Genomic DNA, 18,449 nt, shown 5'->3' on the forward strand with positions numbered 1-18,449 from the left:
TTATGATTGACATTTCACCCCTGGGCTTTAATAAATGAATTATTGTGGATCACAAAATGTACTCATATTCCCGATGATACTTCAAATATCTCCGTTAAGTAATCCTTGATGACTATATTATCATAAATATTTAATATTTTTAATAGTATAAGATGTTTTTTTACCCAAAATACGAATAACAATTAATTATTCCTAATAATTTTATATAATTTACCTTTTATAGATACCATTAAATCATAAAAAATATTATCTCTTTATGAAATTTCAGATATATAAGTATAAATATTACAAATTTAAAAATATGAAATTATATTAGAAAATGTTTAGTGACTTATTAACTCGGATATTTTATAGTATTTTACAGTTTAAAACGAAGAAAGTATGTAGTTACTTACCTTTTTTTACTGTTTTAGAATGGAAATTATATAGTACAGTTTTAAATAGAACAGTTCCATTTTACCTAATTGTACGGATTTAATCTTGCTAAATTAAATGTTTTTCGACATTTCCCGACAATCATTAGTGTTTATGGTCATTTTTTTACTAATTATGGTTGTATTAAATAGCTAGCCCAAACTCCCTTTAAAAATTAGTCTAATAAGATTATGGATTCAAAATTATCCACGAATTATTATAGTGGGAATTAATCTATTCAAGGATTATCAGACAATTATGCACGTTTCGGCTCAATAGAACTATTTTTTCTTCTATTTATATGCAATATGAAATCGCCATCTATAGGTGTTTATATAAATCAAGTTACAATTACATTAATATTTTTTCGATATGTAACAAACTTATTACATGTGTTTTAATAATTTATTAAATGAAGACTTTTCCAGCTAATGCGATAGATAAATATGTTTAAATTAATATAGAACTACTTAAAGGAGCTTTTATATTGAAAACATTGTCGAATGTAGAAAGTTTAGTGAGAAAAATTACAGATCGGATCATTCAACTTCAAGAAGCAACACCTAGCGATACTAGTTATCTCGAGCTTTCCTATATTTTCGAACAAATTGATAAGCTTGATAAAGCAAAATACGTTTTGCAAGAAGGCATACAAGAACACCCAAATAGCATAGCTCTTCATCGTGCATTATGGTCGTTATACACTAAACAAAAGCAGCAGCAGGAAAAAATAAAATATATACCAAGGGTCCTTAAGAGTTGGATTCAGAAAAGGCCTATTAAATTTTTTGATCGATTACAGGGATTACTACTTCAAACTCGTCAATATGAATTGTCTCTTTCTATTACTCAATTGCAGTTGCGGAAATTTCCACAGCAAATTGATCTATTATATGATGCAACTCAAAAATCTCTAAATCTCGGTTACTATAAGGAAGCTATTTCTTATTTAGAAACCATCAAGGAATTAGTCAATGATACCGATGAGATTATTAGATTGAATATGAAAATCGGAATGGTTTATATACTTAGCGGAGACTTTGAGGAAGGTGAAAAACAATTCACTTATTGTCGCGAAGAATATAATGATCTGTTGCCTGAAATTTATAAAGACGGTTATGAAAAATTGGTTATTTTCAATAACGGGGAAAGTTCAATCGAATATTACAAAAATATTTGTTCAACGAAGCGAGTTGTTGCAACATTTGATTCTATTGATAAAACAAACAAAGCTAAACCATTTGCTTTTTCAATTCTTAAAAAGAAATCAGTTGACTTAATCTCGCTTAGACGAAGAACAGTAGACAATTATCATCAGGATCTTTCACGAGAAGAATATTATCAAACGATTGAAAAACTTGTGTTATTTTATGAAAAGAGATTTGCATACGGGACAAGTTTAGGTGGTTATTGTTCTTTATATTTCGGTTCAACTATTCCAGAATGTAAAATCTTATCTCTTGCACCGAGAAATTCTGCTCATCCAAACTATGGATCTAAGATAAGAGGAAACTCTGAATTTACACATTCGTTATCTCATCCTGTAAACACCGAAGTTGAGCCAATCATATGCTATGACCCGAAAGAAAGAATTGACCAGCATTATATTACAGAAGAAATTCAAAAGTCTTATCCTAATGCTACTTTCAAATATTTCTATTATGCTGGACATCGTGTTCCTTTATATTTACAACAAGTTGGTGTACTAAAAGATATAGTTTCTCGCTTTTTAGCAGAAGAGCCAATTCCGAATTATAGTCCAAAATTGCATAGTAAGTCTGCAGAATATCACCGGATTTTAGCACTGGCATGTAAACGTGATTTAAAACTACGTTGGTCACTAGATTTAGTAAACAAATCAGTAGAATTAGCACCAACATATGATCGTTCTTTAGCACTTCGAATTGAAGTATTACTTAGCTTAAAACAATTTGATACATGTATTGAATACGCTAAAGAAGCGATAAAAATCCACCCTAATTTAGCGCGATTTTATATTCTACTAGCTGATGCTTATATTTCAAAAGATGAGTTGTATATGGCTATAGATATATTAGAATCTGCAAGAAAGAAAACCAAATCGAAAAAAATCGTAAAAAAACTCAAGTCTTTAAAAAAACAAACGGAATATCAGAATGCCTAATCAAAAAGGCCAACAAAAAGTAAATTCTCTTTCGTTGGCCTCTATATAAATCAAAATATCGTATCTTATTTATCTGCTGTTACGACTGGTGTGTCGGGTTTAGCTGGTTCAACCACCACAGTAACAGTTATTTTAGCTTTATTGAAAGCCAAGTCTTTCGCATAATATTTAATCTTGTAAATTCCTGCTACAGTAGTATCAATATGATCAATCACTTTTCCTTGTGGATTGAAAATTTTTGTAGTAACTGTAACTGTTTTATCTAAATTATCTTTTGCTGTAGCTTTTGGTGCAGTAAATTCTTCACCATTTTTGACTTTGTAGATTTTTTTAGCGCCGCCTTCAAGTGTAATGACTGGAGCTTTGTGGTCTGCTACTGCTTTACCGTTTTTAAATTGTACATTTTTACCGTTAACTTCATAAACACCAGTAGCACGAACTCCATTAATATAGTAAATACCTTTTACAGTTACATGGTTTAATTTTTTACCATTTTTAAAATGCACATGACCTTTTTCTCCAGTAAACGGTTTACCATATTTGTAATAAACGCCTTTAAATGTACCATTGGCTTTTACACCTTTTTTGAAATAAATCTTTTTAACTAAACCTGTATAAAGTTCTCCTTGTTTATAATACTTACCTTTATAAACACCGGTGAATTTTTTACCGTTTTTATAAAGTACTGAATTGAACATTTTAAATCCAGCAATTACTTTTTTACTTTTAGCGTTAATTAGTTTACCATGTGAAACTTTGCAAGTAGTTTTAGCAGATGCTGATGCGTCACCAGACACTACTGCTGTTGTTAATACAGACGCACCTAAAGCCAACGCCGCTGCAGATTTAATCATTTTTTGCGCAAATTTTGTCATTGTTTTTTCTCCCTTAACTATTAAAATAGCAAAGATACTTCAGCTTTATATGGCTTAATACCATATTATCCCTTAGCAATCCTTACAAAATATACTAGCATAAAAAATGATATATTTTTATTACAAATAGCATTTAATTATTATATAAATATAACATTCTTCCATTAATATTAAATGTTGTTTGTATTTTTTCAAAAAGGTTACAAGTGTGTATTCATCCACTTAAATATGACAATAATATAACTAATTTCTTAATATCATGTTAAGTTTTATTTTTTATTAAGTATTGGTGTTAGTTCTATGATTAAATATTATTGTAGAGAAGTTTCCAACTTGATTTTAAAGATACTAAAGGAGATATTTACATTGAAAATGCAGACGAACACCGTAGATTTGGCGGATCAGATTGCAAAACAATTGATACAACAAAAAGAAGAAAAGCCAAGGACAAAAAGCTATATTCAATTAGCTTCCATTTATGAAAAGGCCAACAATTTAACTGATGCAATGTACATTTTACAAGAGGGACTTCAAGTATATCCAACAAGCCTTTCATTACATCGTGCATTATGGACATTTTATGCAAACCATAATATTGATAGAGGAAAATCATTGCATATACCTAGAACGATCAAAAGAGTATTAAATAAAAAGCCCATTAGATTTTTTGAATTTTTACAAAGAATATTTCTAAAAAATCATCAATATAAAACTTCTTTAGAATTATTAAAAATGGAGTTACAAACTAATCCAGAACAAAAAGAATTGCTTTATAAAATTATTGAACTATCTTTAGAATTTGGTCATTTTGAAGAGACGATTTCTTATTTTGAAAAACTAAAATCTTTAGAAAAAGATACAAAATCACTTGTCAAATTGAATATGAAAATCGGAATGGTTCATATGGCTGCTGGGCGTTTTGAAGAAGCCGAGAAACAATTCGCATATTGCAATGAAAACTACGCAGAACTCCTTCCTGAAATTTATAAAGATAATTATGAGAAAATAGTAATTTTCAATAATGGAGAAAGTTCCATCGAGTTTTATAAGTATATTCATCCAACAAAACGGATGGTTGCTACATTTGATGCTATTGATAAAACAGTTACAGGGAAACCTTTTGCGTATAAACTCTTGAAGAAGCAAGGTGTCGATTTAATCTCGCTTCGACGTAGGACTGCAAATAATTATCATCAGGATATTACTAGAGAAGATTACTATCATGCAATCGAAAAGTTAGTGTCCTATTACGATAAAAGATTTGCGTACGGCACAAGTTTAGGTGGTTATAACGCGTTATTTCTAGGTTCTACGATACCTGATTGCAAAATATTATCTATGGCACCTAGAAACCCAGCTCACCCTATATATGGTACGAAGGAACGAAAATACAACAAGTTTTTACATCCTTTATCTCACCCAGTAAATAAGGATATTCAACCAACTATTTGTTACGATCCAAAGGAAAAAGTGGATAATCCTTATATCACAAAAGAGATTATGCATTCTTATCCTAATGCGATTTATAAAAAATTCTACTATGCTGGGCATCGTGTGCCAACTTATTTAAGGGAAGCTGGAGTTTTAAAAGAAATCGTTACATTATTTTTGTCTGAAAAACCAATACCAGACTATGATCGAAAATTGCATACAAAGTCTGCGGAATACCATCGAGTGCTAGGAATTCACTGTCGTAGACATAAGAAAATGAAATGGGCTTTAGCTTTAGCAAATAGATCCGTGGAATTAGCACCAAAATATGATCGTTCACTTGCTCTTCGTATTGAAATTTTGATAAAAATAGGAAAACTGGAGGAAGCTGAAAAATATACACATGAGGCTATCGAAATACACCCTGATTTATCAAGATTCTACCTCCTATTGGCCGATATTTATATAGCTAATGGAGAATCAGCAAAAGCTGAAAAAATGCTAGAAGCTACTAATAAGAAGATTCGTTCGAAAAAGATCCGAGAAAAAATTGCTGATTTAAAGGGAAAAGAATAAGGCAGATTAAACGCTTTAAAGGATAAAAGACATCACATATGTCCAAAATAAAAAGGAAATTGCATAATGCAATTTCCTTTTTTATATGGGCTGAACCACTTTTAACCCAACTTTTTAATATTATTCAACAATAGCAATCATGCCTTGTTCATCATCAATTTCTAGACGAATGCTTGCGGCATATGGGTCGATATTCACTTCTTCTTGTAAAAAGACTCGAATTGCCGATAACATATTAGCTACTCGATACGTATCTTTTCGACCATTATAATAGGCTTCTGCATAATAGCCTTCATCGTCATCGAAGCAAAGTTCAATTTCAACATTTTCTGGCATTACATTGATTTGTCTCGCATGGTAGACACATAATGCATTTATAAGATTATCTTCTGAAAGTGTTATCGTTTCCATACGTTACGATCCTCTTCTTTTCTTTTGTTACGTGTGAACATTTGGAAGATTTTCATGACTAACATGATTAACACTAAAATGGCAATCACATTAATAAGTAATCCGAAGAAATTACCCATTGCTCCCATATGACTCATCATACCGCCAAATAACATACCTGCTAACCCACCGACCATCATCCCTTTTAGGAAGCCACCTTTATTGGTTGTAGGATTTGCTGTATTTGTTTTATTGTTTGTTGTTTTGTTATTGATGCTATTGTTGTCTTTTGTATTGCTATTTGTATTTGATTTATTGTTATTAAAGAATGAATTATTATTTGAACTTCCGTTTGAGTTAAATCCACGTTTTCCTGATTTGTAACCTTTTGCTTCCGCTGTGATTGTTCCTTGATGACTATCCATAACAATTGGCCCAACAGTTGAGAAAGTAAGTGTAGCTGCAAATAAAGCTGCTGCAAGTTTTTTCAATTAAAAACCCTCCGATAAATTTAAGTTTTTTAACTTACTACCATTTTATCATCTACCGTCTCTTTTATAAAATGAAACGCTAAGGCTCAAGAAAATTTTTTTAGGCGATTAATTAGCGACAACTTATATCCTATTTCACAAAACTTGAGGTCCGTCTTTTTTAGAATATACCTTTTCTAATATGACTTAAAAAGTTATAGTAATAGTACAGGAGGAGATATTTTGACAACAATGAAAACCGTTCAACAACGTTTTGAACAAAGTACTTTCTGGCAAACACTTGGTTTTGAGTATATTCATGCAGAAGATGGAGTTGCTGAAATTGCCTTTAACTACCGTGAAGATTTAACAAATGTTGTAGGAACTTTACACGGTGGTGTCTTTATGGCAGCTCTTGACACAGTAATGGGGATCGCAACTCACACTCTTGGCTTTGATAAAGTCGTTACAATACAATTGGAAACAAGATTTTTAAAACCTATTACAAAAGGTCGAATTCAAGCATTGGGTCGTGTTATCTCTCAAACACGTTCAACCGTCATTTTAGAAGGACGATTATATAACGAAGATCAGGAACTAGTAGGCTTTGCAACAGCCACCTTTAAAGGAACTCATTAATTTCACCTATATCTAATAGGATTATTATAGTTATATTAAACTATCTATGTGACATAAAACCCCCCAAATATACTTAACTTGAAATATACCTGTTACAAATTTGTAATCAAATTTAGGTATAATTGAGAAAATTAAGAGATTTGGGGAGATTTTGATGAAATATAGTAAAAGGAATAATTTGATTCTTTTGTTTACTACAATATCGCTGTTAGTAAGCAGTTTATTTTATGGATTAACTGCAAATGCAGCAATTATCATGAAGTTCTCCGATTTAAATAAACAGCATCCCGCATACTCCTCCGTCTTGTATGTCACAAGTATGGATTACATGAATGTATACAAAAATGCAGCTTTCAAGCCCAAAAAAGCAGTTACAAAAGCTGATGCTGCTAAATTTGTTGGTAAAGCAAATGATATTTCAAGCGAAGTAAAGTTAGCAAGTCATATTTCATTTGAAGATGTCTCACATAAGACATCAAACTATTCATATATTATCGCTTTAACATCAATTGACGCATTTGATCATGGCTCGAAGTTTTATCCACAAAATACAATTACAAGACAAGAAGCGGCAAAACTCATTGTAAATGCATTTAACCTACCTATAAAAACAGGTAAAGAGTATGTAGATGTAACTAAACATAATTCATATAAAGACTATATTTCAACAGCTGCTTCATACAATATTTTAAAAGGTAATTCATCTAAAAAGTTCCTTCCAGAAAAGAAAATGAATCGTGCTGATTTTGCAATTGCATTGAAAAAGGCACTAGATGCAAAAGATGAACTTGATGAGTCCATGGCTGAAGAAATCGATAGCATGCCAGATTCATCTGATAGCGATATAGATGAAACTGAAGATGATGATTAATACAAAAAGTGGTCATAATCTACAAATGTAGATGGATGACCACTTTTTAGGTTCGTATGAATGTAATAGTGCGAAGTACTATTTGATTACAACTTTACTATAGGTACCTTTCTTATTTTTTTCATTAGGATTAACGACTAAATAATAGGTTGTACCAGATTTCAGTTGTTTGCTTGGTGTAATAATCAGCTTTTTGCCCGAAGTCTGTTTGACAATTATTTTGCGCGATGTTCCACCAATTTTCCATAAATATACTTTAGAATTTTTGAGCGTGGTCCATGACAAGTCCTTACTAGTTTTTACTTGCATAGATTGAGATGATACACTCTTCTCTATATTGGAACGTTTCTTATAGCTTTTTAATTGTTTTAACAAATAATCATTATGACTTTTTTCTAATTCTTTCCCTATTGCTGTTGGAATATCAGGTTTGACACCTTTTTTGTTAATCTTATATAAGTTAGGTCCAAAAAATTCTGCCGTTGTTAACTTAAGGATACTTCCATCACTTAAAGGAATAATACTTTGCATAACCCCTTTACCAAATGTCGTTTGTCCATAAATCTTCGCTAATTTGAAATCCTTTGCCGCTGCAACAGTCATTTCTGATGCACTTGCTGTGTTGGCATCTGTTAAGATTGATACTGGCTTATTCCACTGAACTTTTTGTTTGATAGCATCGTAAATCTGAAAATCTCCTGCTTTTGCTTTGTATACAAAAGCATATGTAGCCTTTGGAAAAATCCCTATTACTTTTTGTGCAGTATCCACGTATCCTCCACCATTACTGCGGAGATCAAAAATCCATCCTTTCATCCCAGGCATAGACTTAATAGCATTCTGTATTTCTTTTGCACTTTCATCCGAAAAACTGTTTAATCGGATAAACCCAATATTTCCTGCAAGTTTTTTGGTTTCTACATTGGGTAATTTAATAACTTTCCGAGTAATTTTTTGGTCAAATGTATTTTTGGTAGAAGGCCTGAAAACTGATATATGTACTTTAGTATCCTCTTTACCTGTAATACGCGAAGTGATCATTTCAGAAGATTCCCCAGCTATATTTTCACCATTAACTTTAGTAATAATATCTCCCGCTTTTAGACCGGCAAGTTCTGCAGGACTATTTTTTAATATAGAGACAATTTTCAAACCCTTTTTATCCTCTAAAATAGTAATACCGATACCTACAAATTTTCTTTTAATGGCATTTTCAAAAGTCTGATATTCTTCTCTTGTCATATAAACTGAATAAGGATCCAACTGCTTCATCAATTCATCAATCCTAGTACTATTCAGTGCGTCTGTTGATACTTTTGGATAATAATACTCTTTTACGATATTTTTAACTTCACCTAAGGGTTCAGCTGCATAAGCACTAGACGATGCAAATAATAAAAGCATAATCATTAATACACTAGAGCTAAAAATTTTAAATATTTTCATGAAATCCCCCACTTTTATCTTTTAATCTATTGTACCTTTTTGAAAGATAGAGTGGGTAAACTATGAATATTTTATCGTTAGAAGTTAAATATAGTGTTGTAGCAGGTGATTCTTTCACAATTGAGTAACCGCTTTCAATTTAACAAGCAACTTCGACTTCTTTATAAAATATTTCTTTTAGTTATCAAAATGATTCTTTATTCTTTTCTCTTTTCTATATATTTTATAATTCATATCATCATCGTCTTTTACAATTTCACATTGTAGAAAGGTATCCTTGATATTAGTAGGAATGCGTAAATAATTTGCATGGTATTCTAACTTGAATTTTAGTTCATATGCTCGATGAATTCTTTTTTCAAAAGAACGAAAGCTTATTGGAAGTAATATTGATGAACCATTAGTGAAGAGGATTTCAGTATTATGATATTTTTTACTATAATCTTTAATATGATCAAGAGCGATCCAAATACAATCTTTATTTTTTTGAGATGTCGTTGGAAGCCAAACTAAAAGACGTTTCAGATTAATAATGATTGGAAACATCTGAACTTCACCTAAAATATGACGAGTGCCTTCATTAGCCCCTTTCAAACTAGAGCCAAAAAAGCGTAAATTATAATCAATAAGTTCTAATGGATTTAAATGACACTTTTTTAGGATTCCCACTTCTAGGATCCATGTTTCGATACCACCATTGCCATTAAAGTCTGGTATAAATGCCATTGTATTTTCATTTACTATGTAAACATCTTCTAGCATTATTTACCCTCCCTTTTAAATTAAATTTACTTTTTAATTCGTTTTTAGGTTTAAACTCCCATAAATATACTTCTTTTCAATAAACCTCATCAAAAACAAAGTATAAATGTCATAGTTAGATTATCTATTAATATTATTTTATAATCAGTATTTTTAACTGTCAAAATTTTTCTGTTTTTAGTTTATTTGTTTATTTAATTTTTGTATATTTTGTGAAGGCTTGATTTATTTCTTTTTTCGAGGGGTTTCTAAGGAGTTTAACCAAATGCTAGACTTATGCAAAGATAAAAGGCATCTCTATAGGTGAGATGCCTTTTGGTTTTATTTACATCCAAGGATGACCCGGGTTCCATTGGTGCCATCGATTGCTTGGATAGTGTTGACCTGGCATCCACTGATTACTTGGGTAGTAGTGTTGGCCCGGCATCCACTGATTACTTGGGTAGTAGTGTTGGCCCGGCATCCACTGATTACTTGGGTAGTAGTGTTGACCCGGCATCCACTGATTGCTTGGGTAGTGCTGACCTGGGTTCCATTGATTACTCGGGTTTTGTTGACTCGGTTTCCATTGATTACTTGGGTTTTGTTGACCTGGGTTCCATTGATTACTTGGGTTTTGTTGACCTGGATTCCATTGGTTACTTGGGGAATGTTGACCTGGGCTCCATTGGTTGCTCGGGTTTTGTTGAATTTGGTACTGTTTATTATCTTGTGGCCACTGATCCTCTGAATGCCAATTTGAGCCTGTATTCCATTTGTCCTCTGAGTGCCACGGATTCCATTGATACCCAGGACTCTTACTTCCAAATCCATCGAAAGGTTGAACCATTTTTTCTCTCCTTTGCATGTTAGTCAATGCAGTATATGTGACATTTAACTACTTGGCTTGGGGGTTTGACTAGATAAAGTTATTTGTATGTATAACTTGTTAAAATAGGATCAATTTTTACAACGCTTCAAATATAAAAAATACCAAGGCCTATTAAATGATCTTGGTATTTTTTGCATTTAAATATGTTGGGCTATACTGTTACAAATCTGTTGCAATACTATATGTTTCCGTTACATAATCGACTGTTTTTCTTTGATCCTCAGCTAAACTTACAAGCGTTGCACCAAGTTCTTCTAGTGCTGCTGTACTTTCTTCAATAATGGCCGCAAATTCGCTTGTGTTTGTTTCAATTGTACGAGCATTAGTTTCAACTGCCGTTACCTTTTCAGAAACTATTTGCATATTTTGTTGGAGACCTTCCATCGTCATATACAATGTGTTAAATGCAGTTGCGGAACTATCTGCAGCTGCCACTTGGCGATTAATACGTTCAGAACCATCTTGAATTTGGTCTAAAGTACTTTTATTGTATTCATTTACACTTTGGAGATTCTGTTCGATTTTTACTAATGCATCAGCTGATGTTGATGCTAATTTACGAATTTCTTCTGCTACAACTGCAAATCCTTTACCGTGCTCACCTGCTCTCGCCGCTTCAATTGAAGCATTCAACGATAGTAGATTCGTTTGTTCGGTAATCCCTTTAATAGCAGCAGTAAATGAATTTGTTTCTTCGATTTTCGCTGTTAAATTTTTAAAAGATGTAGATAAGTCTAAGAAGAAGTCTTGGAAACTATCTATTTCCTCTTTTACTTTTGTCATATTGCCTGTACCATTTGTTGCTTGTTCACCAGCTTCAGTTGTTGAATTCATGGCCTGTTGCAATGACTGTTCCATTTCACGGATTGTTTCATTTGAGTTTTGGATATTCTTCACAATATCATTAATACGATTTGTTTGCTGTTCAGCTCCAGCACTCACTTCATCAACAGCAGTTAACATTTCTTGTTGAGAAGCACTTGTATTTTCAGCATTTGTTTTTATTTTTTCTAAATTTGTTGTAATTACATGAACTGCTTCCGAAAGTTTGTTGGCAGCTATTTTTTCTTCCTCAGATTTTTCATGAACCGTACGTAACAAGTCTATTGTTTGTCCCAGCACATTACCATTTTGGCGAATTTGCAAGAATAAGCCAATCATGATTAAGCCAAAGATTAATACTAAATTCGGGATTTGATCACTTATACTTAAATTTTCATTGAAATTAATAATATTCATATAAATGGATATTGCACCTAATATGATACCTGTTATAAATACTTTTAAATTTGAGTGAATACTAGAAAGCATAATTAAAAAGAATGACAATGCAATTGTTCCAAGTTTGCTCGTTCCTTCACCTATGATTAATATCATAATAAGTGCGAAGACAATAACAACCATGATGTATGGAAAATATCCTTTAAAAGCATCAAATCTTTTCTGCAATAGAAAAGCTACTACTGCTAAAAGTAAGGCACCTCCTACGGATATAGTTACGACTAGCATTGAGGCAAACACTAATTGTGCAATAAACCCTAAGCCGGCAGCAATACTAATTACCAAAAATAAATAATTATTTTTCTTTTTTAAATCATCCATCTTCAAATCTTCAATAGTCATATTTTCGCACTCCTCTATTTATCCTAGCGTATTAGTATGTAATGCATAAGACTAACATTAAATATCTTTATTAGGTATTTAGTAATGTTTTTATCTATTTATTTGAAATTATATCAGTTTATATACTTATAAACAATAATATTAACTATTAAAATATTAAATACTTTTAGACAAAAGATGCATTGTTGAAAACAAAAAAACCATCTAATCATATAGATTAGATGGCTATATTTAATACTATTTTTTTATAATTATAGATGTCTGTATCCTGCGAAATGTGCTTTCCAATATGATTCGTATACAGAACTAATTTGCACTTTATTTCCGCTAGCTGCGATAAATCTACCGTTGCCCATATAAAGACCAATGTGAGAAATACCTGCTTTATAAGTATTTTTGAAAAATACCATATCGCCTACTTTAGGTGAGCTAGTTGGTGTTGAGATTGAATAGAATCCAGCTGCTGTCGTGCGATAAACGGAAAGTCCTGCGTTTCTATATGAATAATAGACAAGTCCACTACAATCAAAGCCACTAGGTGATGAGCCACCAAATACGTACGGCACTCCTTGTTGTCCTAGTGCAATTGATACTGCTCTTTGTAATTTTGTATTTGCTGAATTTGTTGCAACACTATTACTTACTTTTTTAGCTGTGCCTTTAACTTTTAACTTTTGACCAGTTTTGATATTTGTTGATTTTAAGTTATTCCAGCTCATTAGTGTTTTATAAGACACGCCATATTTCTTAGCAATTCCAGATAATGTATCGCCTTTTTTTACTGTATATGTAGAAGTTGCTTTTGTTGAGCTAGCAGTTTTTGCTGTTTTAGTTGTTGATCCTGTAACTTTTAACTTTTGGCCAGATTTAATATTTGTTGATTTTAAATTATTCCAACTCATTAGTGTCTTGTACGATACACCGTATTTTTTTGCGATTGCAGATAATGTATCGCCTTTTTTAACTGTATATGTAGAAGTTGCTTTTGTTGAGCTAGCAGTTTTTGCTGTTTTAGTTGTTGATCCTGTAACTTTTAACTTTTGGCCAGATTTAATATTTGTTGATTTTAAATTATTCCAACTCATTAGTGTCTTGTACGATACACCGTATTTTTTTGCGATTGCAGATAATGTATCGCCTTTTTTAACTGTATATGTAGAAGTTGCTTTTGTTGAGCTAGCAGTTTTTGCTGTTTTAGTTGTTGATCCTGTAACTTTTAACTTTTGGCCAGATTTAATATTTGTTGATTTTAAATTATTCCAACTCATTAGTGTCTTGTACGATACACCGTATTTTTTTGCGATTGCAGATAATGTATCGCCTTTTTTAACTGTATATGTAGAAGTTGCTTTTGTTGAGCTAGCAGTTTTTGCTGTTTTAGTTGTTGATCCTGTAACTTTTAACTTTTGGCCAGATTTAATATTTGTTGATTTTAAGTTATTCCAGCTCATTAGTGTTTTATAAGACACGCCATATTTCTTGGCAATTCCAGATAATGTATCGCCTTTTTTAACTGTATATGTATTCGCTGCAGAAGCGGTTGTTTCGTTACTAATTGTTGAGAAAAGCATAATCGAGCTTAATGCCATTGCTGAGATGATAGTTTTTTTCAATTTATTTGAACTCCCTTAGATTAGCTATTGTAATCTATTATATAAGAGTTATGTAACAAAACTGTAATATTAATATTACAAAATATTATTTTAGATTACAATATGATGAATTTTTGATTTTTTTATTATATTTTTGTTTTTTCGCTGTAGTTTTAATAAATTTATAGTTTAGTAGCATTCAATAGTTGTTTGTCATTTTTTCTATTATGCAGTATACAAAAGATTCATTATTTTATTTTGTGATGAATCTTTTGTATGGAATAATATATTAAGAATAAAAGTTGTAATCCTGATTATAGGTTTCTTTTTCCTTTTTAGTTTTATCTACTCTATGATATTCCGATATTTGGATCATCCGAACCTTTTCTGTATTTAACTCATGATATATTCCTCTATTGTCCATAAATGAAATATATTGATCACGTTCGCGTTGAATAAGATTTTCCGCTTCTTCTTGTGATTCCATGAATATAAATCGTCTAACATAATGTTCTTTATCAAAAAAATAAGTAACTTTAAATTCTTTCATCGTTTCTTTCCACCTCGAATACGTTTCAGTGATAAATTGTTTTTAACTTCTATAGGATATCCATTTAGCTTCTGTTAAAACATTAAAGTGGAATTTATTTTAGGTAGCTGCTATCGATTATGGGATTTAATATAGGATTTCTTTCATAGTAAATCGGTTTTCTCTTTGTGATAACTTTGGGCCGCTTTTGCATGGGGAGGTGGTTGCTTTTGCACAACTCGTGGCCCCTTTTGCACAACTCAGCCCCTTTTGCACAACTCGCGGCCCCTTTTGCACAACTCACTACTCCTTTTGCACAACTCGCGGCCCCTTTTGCACAACTCACTACTCCTTTTGCACAACTCAGCTCCTTTTGCACAACTCGCAATCCCTTTTGCACAACTCGCAATCCCTTTTGCACAACTCGCGGCCCCTTTTGCACAGCTCACAGCCCCTTTTGCACAGCTCAATCAGTTTCTTAATAAAAGCTTTTCTATTTCGCATTTAAACTGACGAGTATAAGTGTGATGCCTGCAAAGAGGCAGATCATTCTGGGGATTGATATTTTATCTGCAAGTCCAAATAAGGCGATGGCAGTTGTTACGATTAATACTGTTGGTCCGACTAAAGCTAACATCGTATTGATATAGAAGGCTTTTTCTAAGCTATTGAATTTGAGCATAAATAGAGCTGCTGTTACTTCAATACTGCCAGATAGTAGACGTAAAATTACCATTAAAAGTAGAGATTTTTCAATTATTTTCATCATCCAATCTTAATTGACTTATTATTTTCAATATATGTCTTGTCTTGTTTAATTATTTTTCATTGTTCAACGCAAAAAAGTCATCTGATCTAAAAAGTGATCAAATGACTTTTTGTTTAAAAATCTTTATTCTAACTTTTTCTTTACGATATCTACGTATGGCGCTTTGTCATACTCATCATAAAGTGCCATGGATATTCGTACTGGGTCTCCAAAGAAGAAGCGTTCATATAAAGTTTGACGTGTACCGAAAGCACTCATCGTTGCATCCCATGCTAAGCGGAATAGTTTCACACGGTCCTCTGCGTTATCGGCTGCAGATTGCAAATATTGATGTATATCTTGTCGGATTGGTGATTGAAATGCCTCTTCTGTTGGGATAGACATAAGACCACTTGCACCTAGCTGTTGTACAATTTCTGCAAAACGAGGATATACTTTAGGAAATACATTGATGGCAATTCTTAGTGCAATAGAATTTGGTTGCATTAAACCTGCATCATTTATATCGGCCTCTACTTCAGCTTTTAGAACTAGAGCCTTAAGTGTTTCAAGCGCAATGATAATTTCAGTAGCTTTTTCTTGTACATGCTGATAACTCGATATATTAATACTTTCAATTATAGATTGCACTAACCCTAGCATAAATTCTGTTTTTACAATTTGGCGTGAGAGTACTTGGTGCAGTGAAAATTGTTGGAATCCGCACTTGTTTAAGTAATTTTGCGCAACATCAATATTGTCATAAAAGAATACGCGATCCCATGGCACTAAAACATTATCAAAAACAACAATCGAATCCATTTCCTCAAAGCGAGAACTTAGCGGATAGTTAAATTTTGAATCGCCACCTACGAAAGATTCTCTACAGATAAATTTGAGACCTTTTGTATTACTTGGAATTGAAAAGGCAAATCCACTTTCCTCATTGTAAGGTCTTCCAGGTGATACTAATAACATTTCGTCTGTAATTCCACCCTGTGTAGCTAACAGCCTTGCACCTTTTACGATTAAGCCTTCCTTCGTTCTATCTATGATCTTAGCAGCAATCGGTTCTTTTGAATTTTCATAATAGATATAACTTCTGTCTACTTGTGGTTCAATAAAAGTATGAGTAAGACATAAATCATTTTCACGCACGTATTCATAATAAGCTTTTATGTTTTCTGGAAAACAATTTTCTTTTCCCTCTAATAGGTGAGCCGACGCAGCCATTGTCATTAAAGTGGTGTTCATATAGTCTGGACTTCTCCCCATCATACCGTTCGACTCTCTTGCCCACTGCTGCACCATCTTCCTCTTTTGCGCTAATTCTTCTCTTGTTTTAGGCATAAGAAAAGAAAGGCCGACTGGATTTCCAGTAGTCGGTGATTTATAAGTCATCATACTCTTAAACTTTTCTTCATTTTGCAAATCGTACAGGCGAGCCTGGCTTTCCATAACACCCTTAAAAGCAGGATGTTCCGAAATATTCCCTGTCACCCGTTTGCCACCTAACCATACTTCTGAATTTAATTCATTAATCCGGTCAATGTATTGCTCTCCTGTTCTTACGGGCATAACCTTCCCCCTTGTAATCAATAACCATTTGAATTGCCTAAATTATTATATGTAGAGGTTAAATAGGTGGTGACGATATGCTAAGTGGGATGTAACCTTAATATCTACAAATAACCCCGCACTGTGGAAAGGTGCGAGGTTGAGCTAAAGTGCATTAAATCAGGCTACTATTCAAAATTTGATTGTTCCCTGTCGAGCATTTCAAAAATCTGATTGTAACTAGGACCGGATTCGGCATTTAATCTTTTTACTTCCTCAATATCCGTTCCAGTCCATGTATACTTTTTTGGCGTATCCGGGTCAACCATATTCCCATTTGCCGTTGGATCGAATTCGTTGTTTGCTGCTATTTCTTTTATTTCGTTAAATGTTGGTCCTGATTGAGCATTTTGTTTTTTCACTTCGGCTATATCCGTTCCAACTTCTGTGTATTTTTTGTTGCTCATTTAATCACCTCCATTTTTTATAAGGGAACATTCTTCTAGCTATTTTCTTCTTCCGCAGTATGAGGTTCTATAACTTGCCCTTGTGCTTCGTGGAGACTAAGTCCACCAGATGAGAAAATGGGTGGCTTGTTATAATTTACTGGATGGCTATAAGCTGAAGTGGCGGTTCCTCCTAGTTCTGCTACAACAAATTTCGTCGCATTACTTGTGACGGATGGATATGTTCCTTTTCCAATTACTTCTTCAACACCTAATTCTGTTTTGTTTCGTTCTTCCTTTTTCATGAAATCACCTCCATTTACTTTATATTTCCACAAAGGAAGTTATTTATGAGAAAGTTTGATGATAGATCTATCACTGCCTTAAAAAGCGCTAATATCTTCTATTACCATTTCTAAGTTTTACTTCCAACACTTAGTTATATTTCTTCATCTTTATGGAAATAATGCTTTTATCTATTAGAAAGGGAGGTGGAATAATGTTTAAGAAGCTTTTTACTGTTGGAATTATTGGTGCAATCTCTTTTGTCGCCGGTTCATACTATACAATGGCTAACCCATCCACTAACCTCTATGTATGGAATAAGAAAAATGTTGAGTTATTTTCATCAACCCCCGCGAATATCAGCTCAGCATTTGAAGATATAAAATTCGTTTTTTCAACATCTATAGAATTGATTGATAACAAGATAGAAAAATTGTTCACTCCAGATCATGAGGAGCCAAAAATTATTGAAACTGATCAATTCAATCATGATAATCCTTCAACAGACGATTTAAAAAATATAAATGTTGACCATGAAGAAAAAGATATACTGCCTGCGAGCGGTGGGATTGGGATTTAAGTTGTTTTGATGGGGATTAAATTCATTTGGTACTGCTCAAGATTAGGCATCCATTATTTTAGAGCTTCACCTAAAATTAATAATTGAATATTGGTTTCAAGCTAATGTAAGATTTTTATTGAGCCTTTATAGAGAGGAGAACTTTTATATCTCCTCTCTTTTTATTGTGATATTTTATCTAATTTTTCAGACTTTTTACTG

At 32.5% G+C, this 18,449-nt stretch carries 18 protein-coding genes; 6 read left to right on the forward strand and 12 right to left on the reverse strand.

Features of this window, described 5'->3' with window-relative positions; translation table 11 throughout:
• Nucleotides 1–901: 901 nt before the first annotated feature.
• Complete coding sequence (locus tag CW357_RS10245) at nt 902–2,557, forward strand: tetratricopeptide repeat protein (RefSeq protein WP_124217962.1); 1,656 nt, start codon at nt 902–904, stop codon at nt 2,555–2,557.
• 65 nt (nt 2,558–2,622) lie between these two features.
• On the opposite strand, the gene CW357_RS10250 is transcribed toward CW357_RS10245, so the two are convergent.
• Nucleotides 2,623–3,432, reverse strand: a complete 810-nt coding sequence (locus CW357_RS10250; protein WP_124217963.1) for an immunoglobulin-like domain-containing protein — start codon at nt 3,430–3,432, stop codon at nt 2,623–2,625.
• Between the two features lie 372 nt (nt 3,433–3,804).
• Here CW357_RS10250 and CW357_RS10255 point away from each other — a divergent pair, with 372 nt between their 5' ends.
• Nucleotides 3,805–5,439, forward strand: coding sequence for a tetratricopeptide repeat protein (locus tag CW357_RS10255; protein ID WP_233548100.1), 1,635 nt, complete (start codon nt 3,805–3,807; stop codon nt 5,437–5,439).
• Nucleotides 5,440–5,559: 120 nt separating this feature from the next.
• Here CW357_RS10255 and CW357_RS10260 read toward each other — a convergent pair whose 3' ends face one another.
• Together CW357_RS10260 and CW357_RS10265 are read right to left on the reverse strand one after the other, a co-directional pair.
• A complete protein-coding gene (locus CW357_RS10260) occupies nt 5,560–5,850 on the reverse strand; it encodes a DUF2653 family protein (protein ID WP_119416380.1) in 291 nt (96 codons plus the stop codon).
• On the reverse strand, nt 5,838–6,320 hold the full coding sequence (locus CW357_RS10265) for a hypothetical protein (protein ID WP_119416381.1): 483 nt from the start codon (nt 6,318–6,320) through the stop codon (nt 5,838–5,840). Before CW357_RS10265 ends, CW357_RS10260 begins: the two co-directional genes overlap by 13 nt.
• A 231-nt stretch (nt 6,321–6,551) precedes the next feature.
• On the opposite strand from CW357_RS10265, the gene CW357_RS10270 reads away from it, so the two are divergent.
• Nucleotides 6,552–6,938: a PaaI family thioesterase gene (locus CW357_RS10270; protein WP_233548101.1), complete on the forward strand. Its 387-nt coding sequence runs from the start codon at nt 6,552–6,554 to the stop codon at nt 6,936–6,938.
• Nucleotides 6,939–7,092: 154 nt separating this feature from the next.
• Nucleotides 7,093–7,809, forward strand: coding sequence for an S-layer homology domain-containing protein (locus tag CW357_RS10275; RefSeq protein WP_119416383.1), 717 nt, complete (start codon nt 7,093–7,095; stop codon nt 7,807–7,809).
• 78 nt (nt 7,810–7,887) lie between these two features.
• Here the strand turns inward: CW357_RS10275 and CW357_RS10280 are convergent, their stop codons facing one another.
• Together CW357_RS10280 and CW357_RS10285 are read right to left on the reverse strand one after the other, a co-directional pair.
• Nucleotides 7,888–9,255: a S41 family peptidase gene (locus tag CW357_RS10280; protein WP_119416384.1), complete on the reverse strand. Its 1,368-nt coding sequence runs from the start codon at nt 9,253–9,255 to the stop codon at nt 7,888–7,890.
• Between the two features lie 177 nt (nt 9,256–9,432).
• Nucleotides 9,433–10,017 carry a competence protein ComK gene (locus CW357_RS10285; protein ID WP_119416385.1) on the reverse strand — a complete coding sequence of 195 codons (585 nt, stop codon included), beginning with the start codon at nt 10,015–10,017 and terminating at the stop codon, nt 9,433–9,435.
• Nucleotides 10,018–10,332: 315 nt separating this feature from the next.
• On the opposite strand from CW357_RS10285, the gene CW357_RS10290 reads away from it, so the two are divergent.
• Nucleotides 10,333–10,869 (forward strand): hypothetical protein, encoded by a 537-nt coding sequence (locus CW357_RS10290; RefSeq protein WP_124217964.1) that lies wholly within the window; start codon nt 10,333–10,335, stop codon nt 10,867–10,869.
• A 178-nt stretch (nt 10,870–11,047) separates the two neighbouring features.
• Here the strand turns inward: CW357_RS10290 and CW357_RS10295 are convergent, their stop codons facing one another.
• The 7 genes from CW357_RS10295 to CW357_RS10325 all read right to left on the reverse strand — a co-directional run bounded on the left by CW357_RS10295 (nt 11,048) and on the right by CW357_RS10325 (nt 17,688).
• Nucleotides 11,048–12,511 carry a methyl-accepting chemotaxis protein gene (locus tag CW357_RS10295; protein ID WP_124217965.1) on the reverse strand — a complete coding sequence of 488 codons (1,464 nt, stop codon included), beginning with the start codon at nt 12,509–12,511 and terminating at the stop codon, nt 11,048–11,050.
• Between the two features lie 251 nt (nt 12,512–12,762).
• Nucleotides 12,763–14,124 (reverse strand): C40 family peptidase, encoded by a 1,362-nt coding sequence (locus CW357_RS10300; RefSeq protein WP_124217966.1) that lies wholly within the window; start codon nt 14,122–14,124, stop codon nt 12,763–12,765.
• Between the two features lie 268 nt (nt 14,125–14,392).
• The gene (locus CW357_RS10305) at nt 14,393–14,653 is read right to left on the reverse strand and encodes a hypothetical protein (RefSeq protein WP_119416389.1); all 261 of its coding nucleotides are present in this window, start codon (nt 14,651–14,653) and stop codon (nt 14,393–14,395) included.
• Between the two features lie 472 nt (nt 14,654–15,125).
• Nucleotides 15,126–15,401: a YqhV family protein gene (locus CW357_RS10310; RefSeq protein WP_164489580.1), complete on the reverse strand. Its 276-nt coding sequence runs from the start codon at nt 15,399–15,401 to the stop codon at nt 15,126–15,128.
• 123 nt (nt 15,402–15,524) lie between these two features.
• Nucleotides 15,525–16,958 carry a 4-hydroxyphenylacetate 3-monooxygenase, oxygenase component gene (hpaB, locus tag CW357_RS10315; RefSeq protein ID WP_119416392.1) on the reverse strand — a complete coding sequence of 478 codons (1,434 nt, stop codon included), beginning with the start codon at nt 16,956–16,958 and terminating at the stop codon, nt 15,525–15,527.
• 167 nt (nt 16,959–17,125) lie between these two features.
• Nucleotides 17,126–17,404 (reverse strand): hypothetical protein, encoded by a 279-nt coding sequence (locus CW357_RS10320; protein ID WP_119416393.1) that lies wholly within the window; start codon nt 17,402–17,404, stop codon nt 17,126–17,128.
• A 35-nt stretch (nt 17,405–17,439) separates the two neighbouring features.
• Nucleotides 17,440–17,688, reverse strand: a complete 249-nt coding sequence (locus CW357_RS10325; protein WP_119416394.1) for a hypothetical protein — start codon at nt 17,686–17,688, stop codon at nt 17,440–17,442.
• A 194-nt stretch (nt 17,689–17,882) separates the two neighbouring features.
• Here CW357_RS10325 and CW357_RS10330 point away from each other — a divergent pair, with 194 nt between their 5' ends.
• Nucleotides 17,883–18,248, forward strand: coding sequence for a hypothetical protein (locus tag CW357_RS10330; protein WP_119416395.1), 366 nt, complete (start codon nt 17,883–17,885; stop codon nt 18,246–18,248).
• Nucleotides 18,249–18,449: the final 201 nt, after the last annotated feature.

The sequence above is a fragment of the Rummeliibacillus sp. TYF005 genome (assembly GCF_003844195.1).
Lineage (GTDB): Bacteria > Bacillota > Bacilli > Bacillales_A > Planococcaceae > Rummeliibacillus.

Excerpts from the sequence above, each read along its gene's own strand:
- CW357_RS10320 (WP_119416393.1), bottom strand. The coding sequence starts at position 17,404 with ATGAGCAACAAAAAATACACAGAAGTTGGAACGGATATAGCCGAAGTG.
- CW357_RS10255 (WP_233548100.1), top strand. The coding sequence starts at position 3,805 with ATGCAGACGAACACCGTAGATTTGGCGGATCAGATTGCAAAACAATTG.
- CW357_RS10275 (WP_119416383.1), top strand. The coding sequence starts at position 7,093 with ATGAAATATAGTAAAAGGAATAATTTGATTCTTTTGTTTACTACAATA.
- CW357_RS10310 (WP_164489580.1), bottom strand. The coding sequence starts at position 15,401 with ATGATGAAAATAATTGAAAAATCTCTACTTTTAATGGTAATTTTACGT.
- CW357_RS10250 (WP_124217963.1), bottom strand. The coding sequence starts at position 3,432 with ATGACAAAATTTGCGCAAAAAATGATTAAATCTGCAGCGGCGTTGGCT.
- CW357_RS10260 (WP_119416380.1), bottom strand. The coding sequence starts at position 5,850 with ATGGAAACGATAACACTTTCAGAAGATAATCTTATAAATGCATTATGT.
- CW357_RS10280 (WP_119416384.1), bottom strand. The coding sequence starts at position 9,255 with ATGAAAATATTTAAAATTTTTAGCTCTAGTGTATTAATGATTATGCTT.
- CW357_RS10270 (WP_233548101.1), top strand. The coding sequence starts at position 6,552 with ATGAAAACCGTTCAACAACGTTTTGAACAAAGTACTTTCTGGCAAACA.
- CW357_RS10285 (WP_119416385.1), bottom strand. The coding sequence starts at position 10,017 with ATGCTAGAAGATGTTTACATAGTAAATGAAAATACAATGGCATTTATA.
- CW357_RS10295 (WP_124217965.1), bottom strand. The coding sequence starts at position 12,511 with ATGACTATTGAAGATTTGAAGATGGATGATTTAAAAAAGAAAAATAAT.
- CW357_RS10325 (WP_119416394.1), bottom strand. The coding sequence starts at position 17,688 with ATGAAAAAGGAAGAACGAAACAAAACAGAATTAGGTGTTGAAGAAGTA.
- hpaB (WP_119416392.1), bottom strand. The coding sequence starts at position 16,958 with ATGCCCGTAAGAACAGGAGAGCAATACATTGACCGGATTAATGAATTA.
- CW357_RS10305 (WP_119416389.1), bottom strand. The coding sequence starts at position 14,653 with ATGAAAGAATTTAAAGTTACTTATTTTTTTGATAAAGAACATTATGTT.
- CW357_RS10330 (WP_119416395.1), top strand. The coding sequence starts at position 17,883 with ATGTTTAAGAAGCTTTTTACTGTTGGAATTATTGGTGCAATCTCTTTT.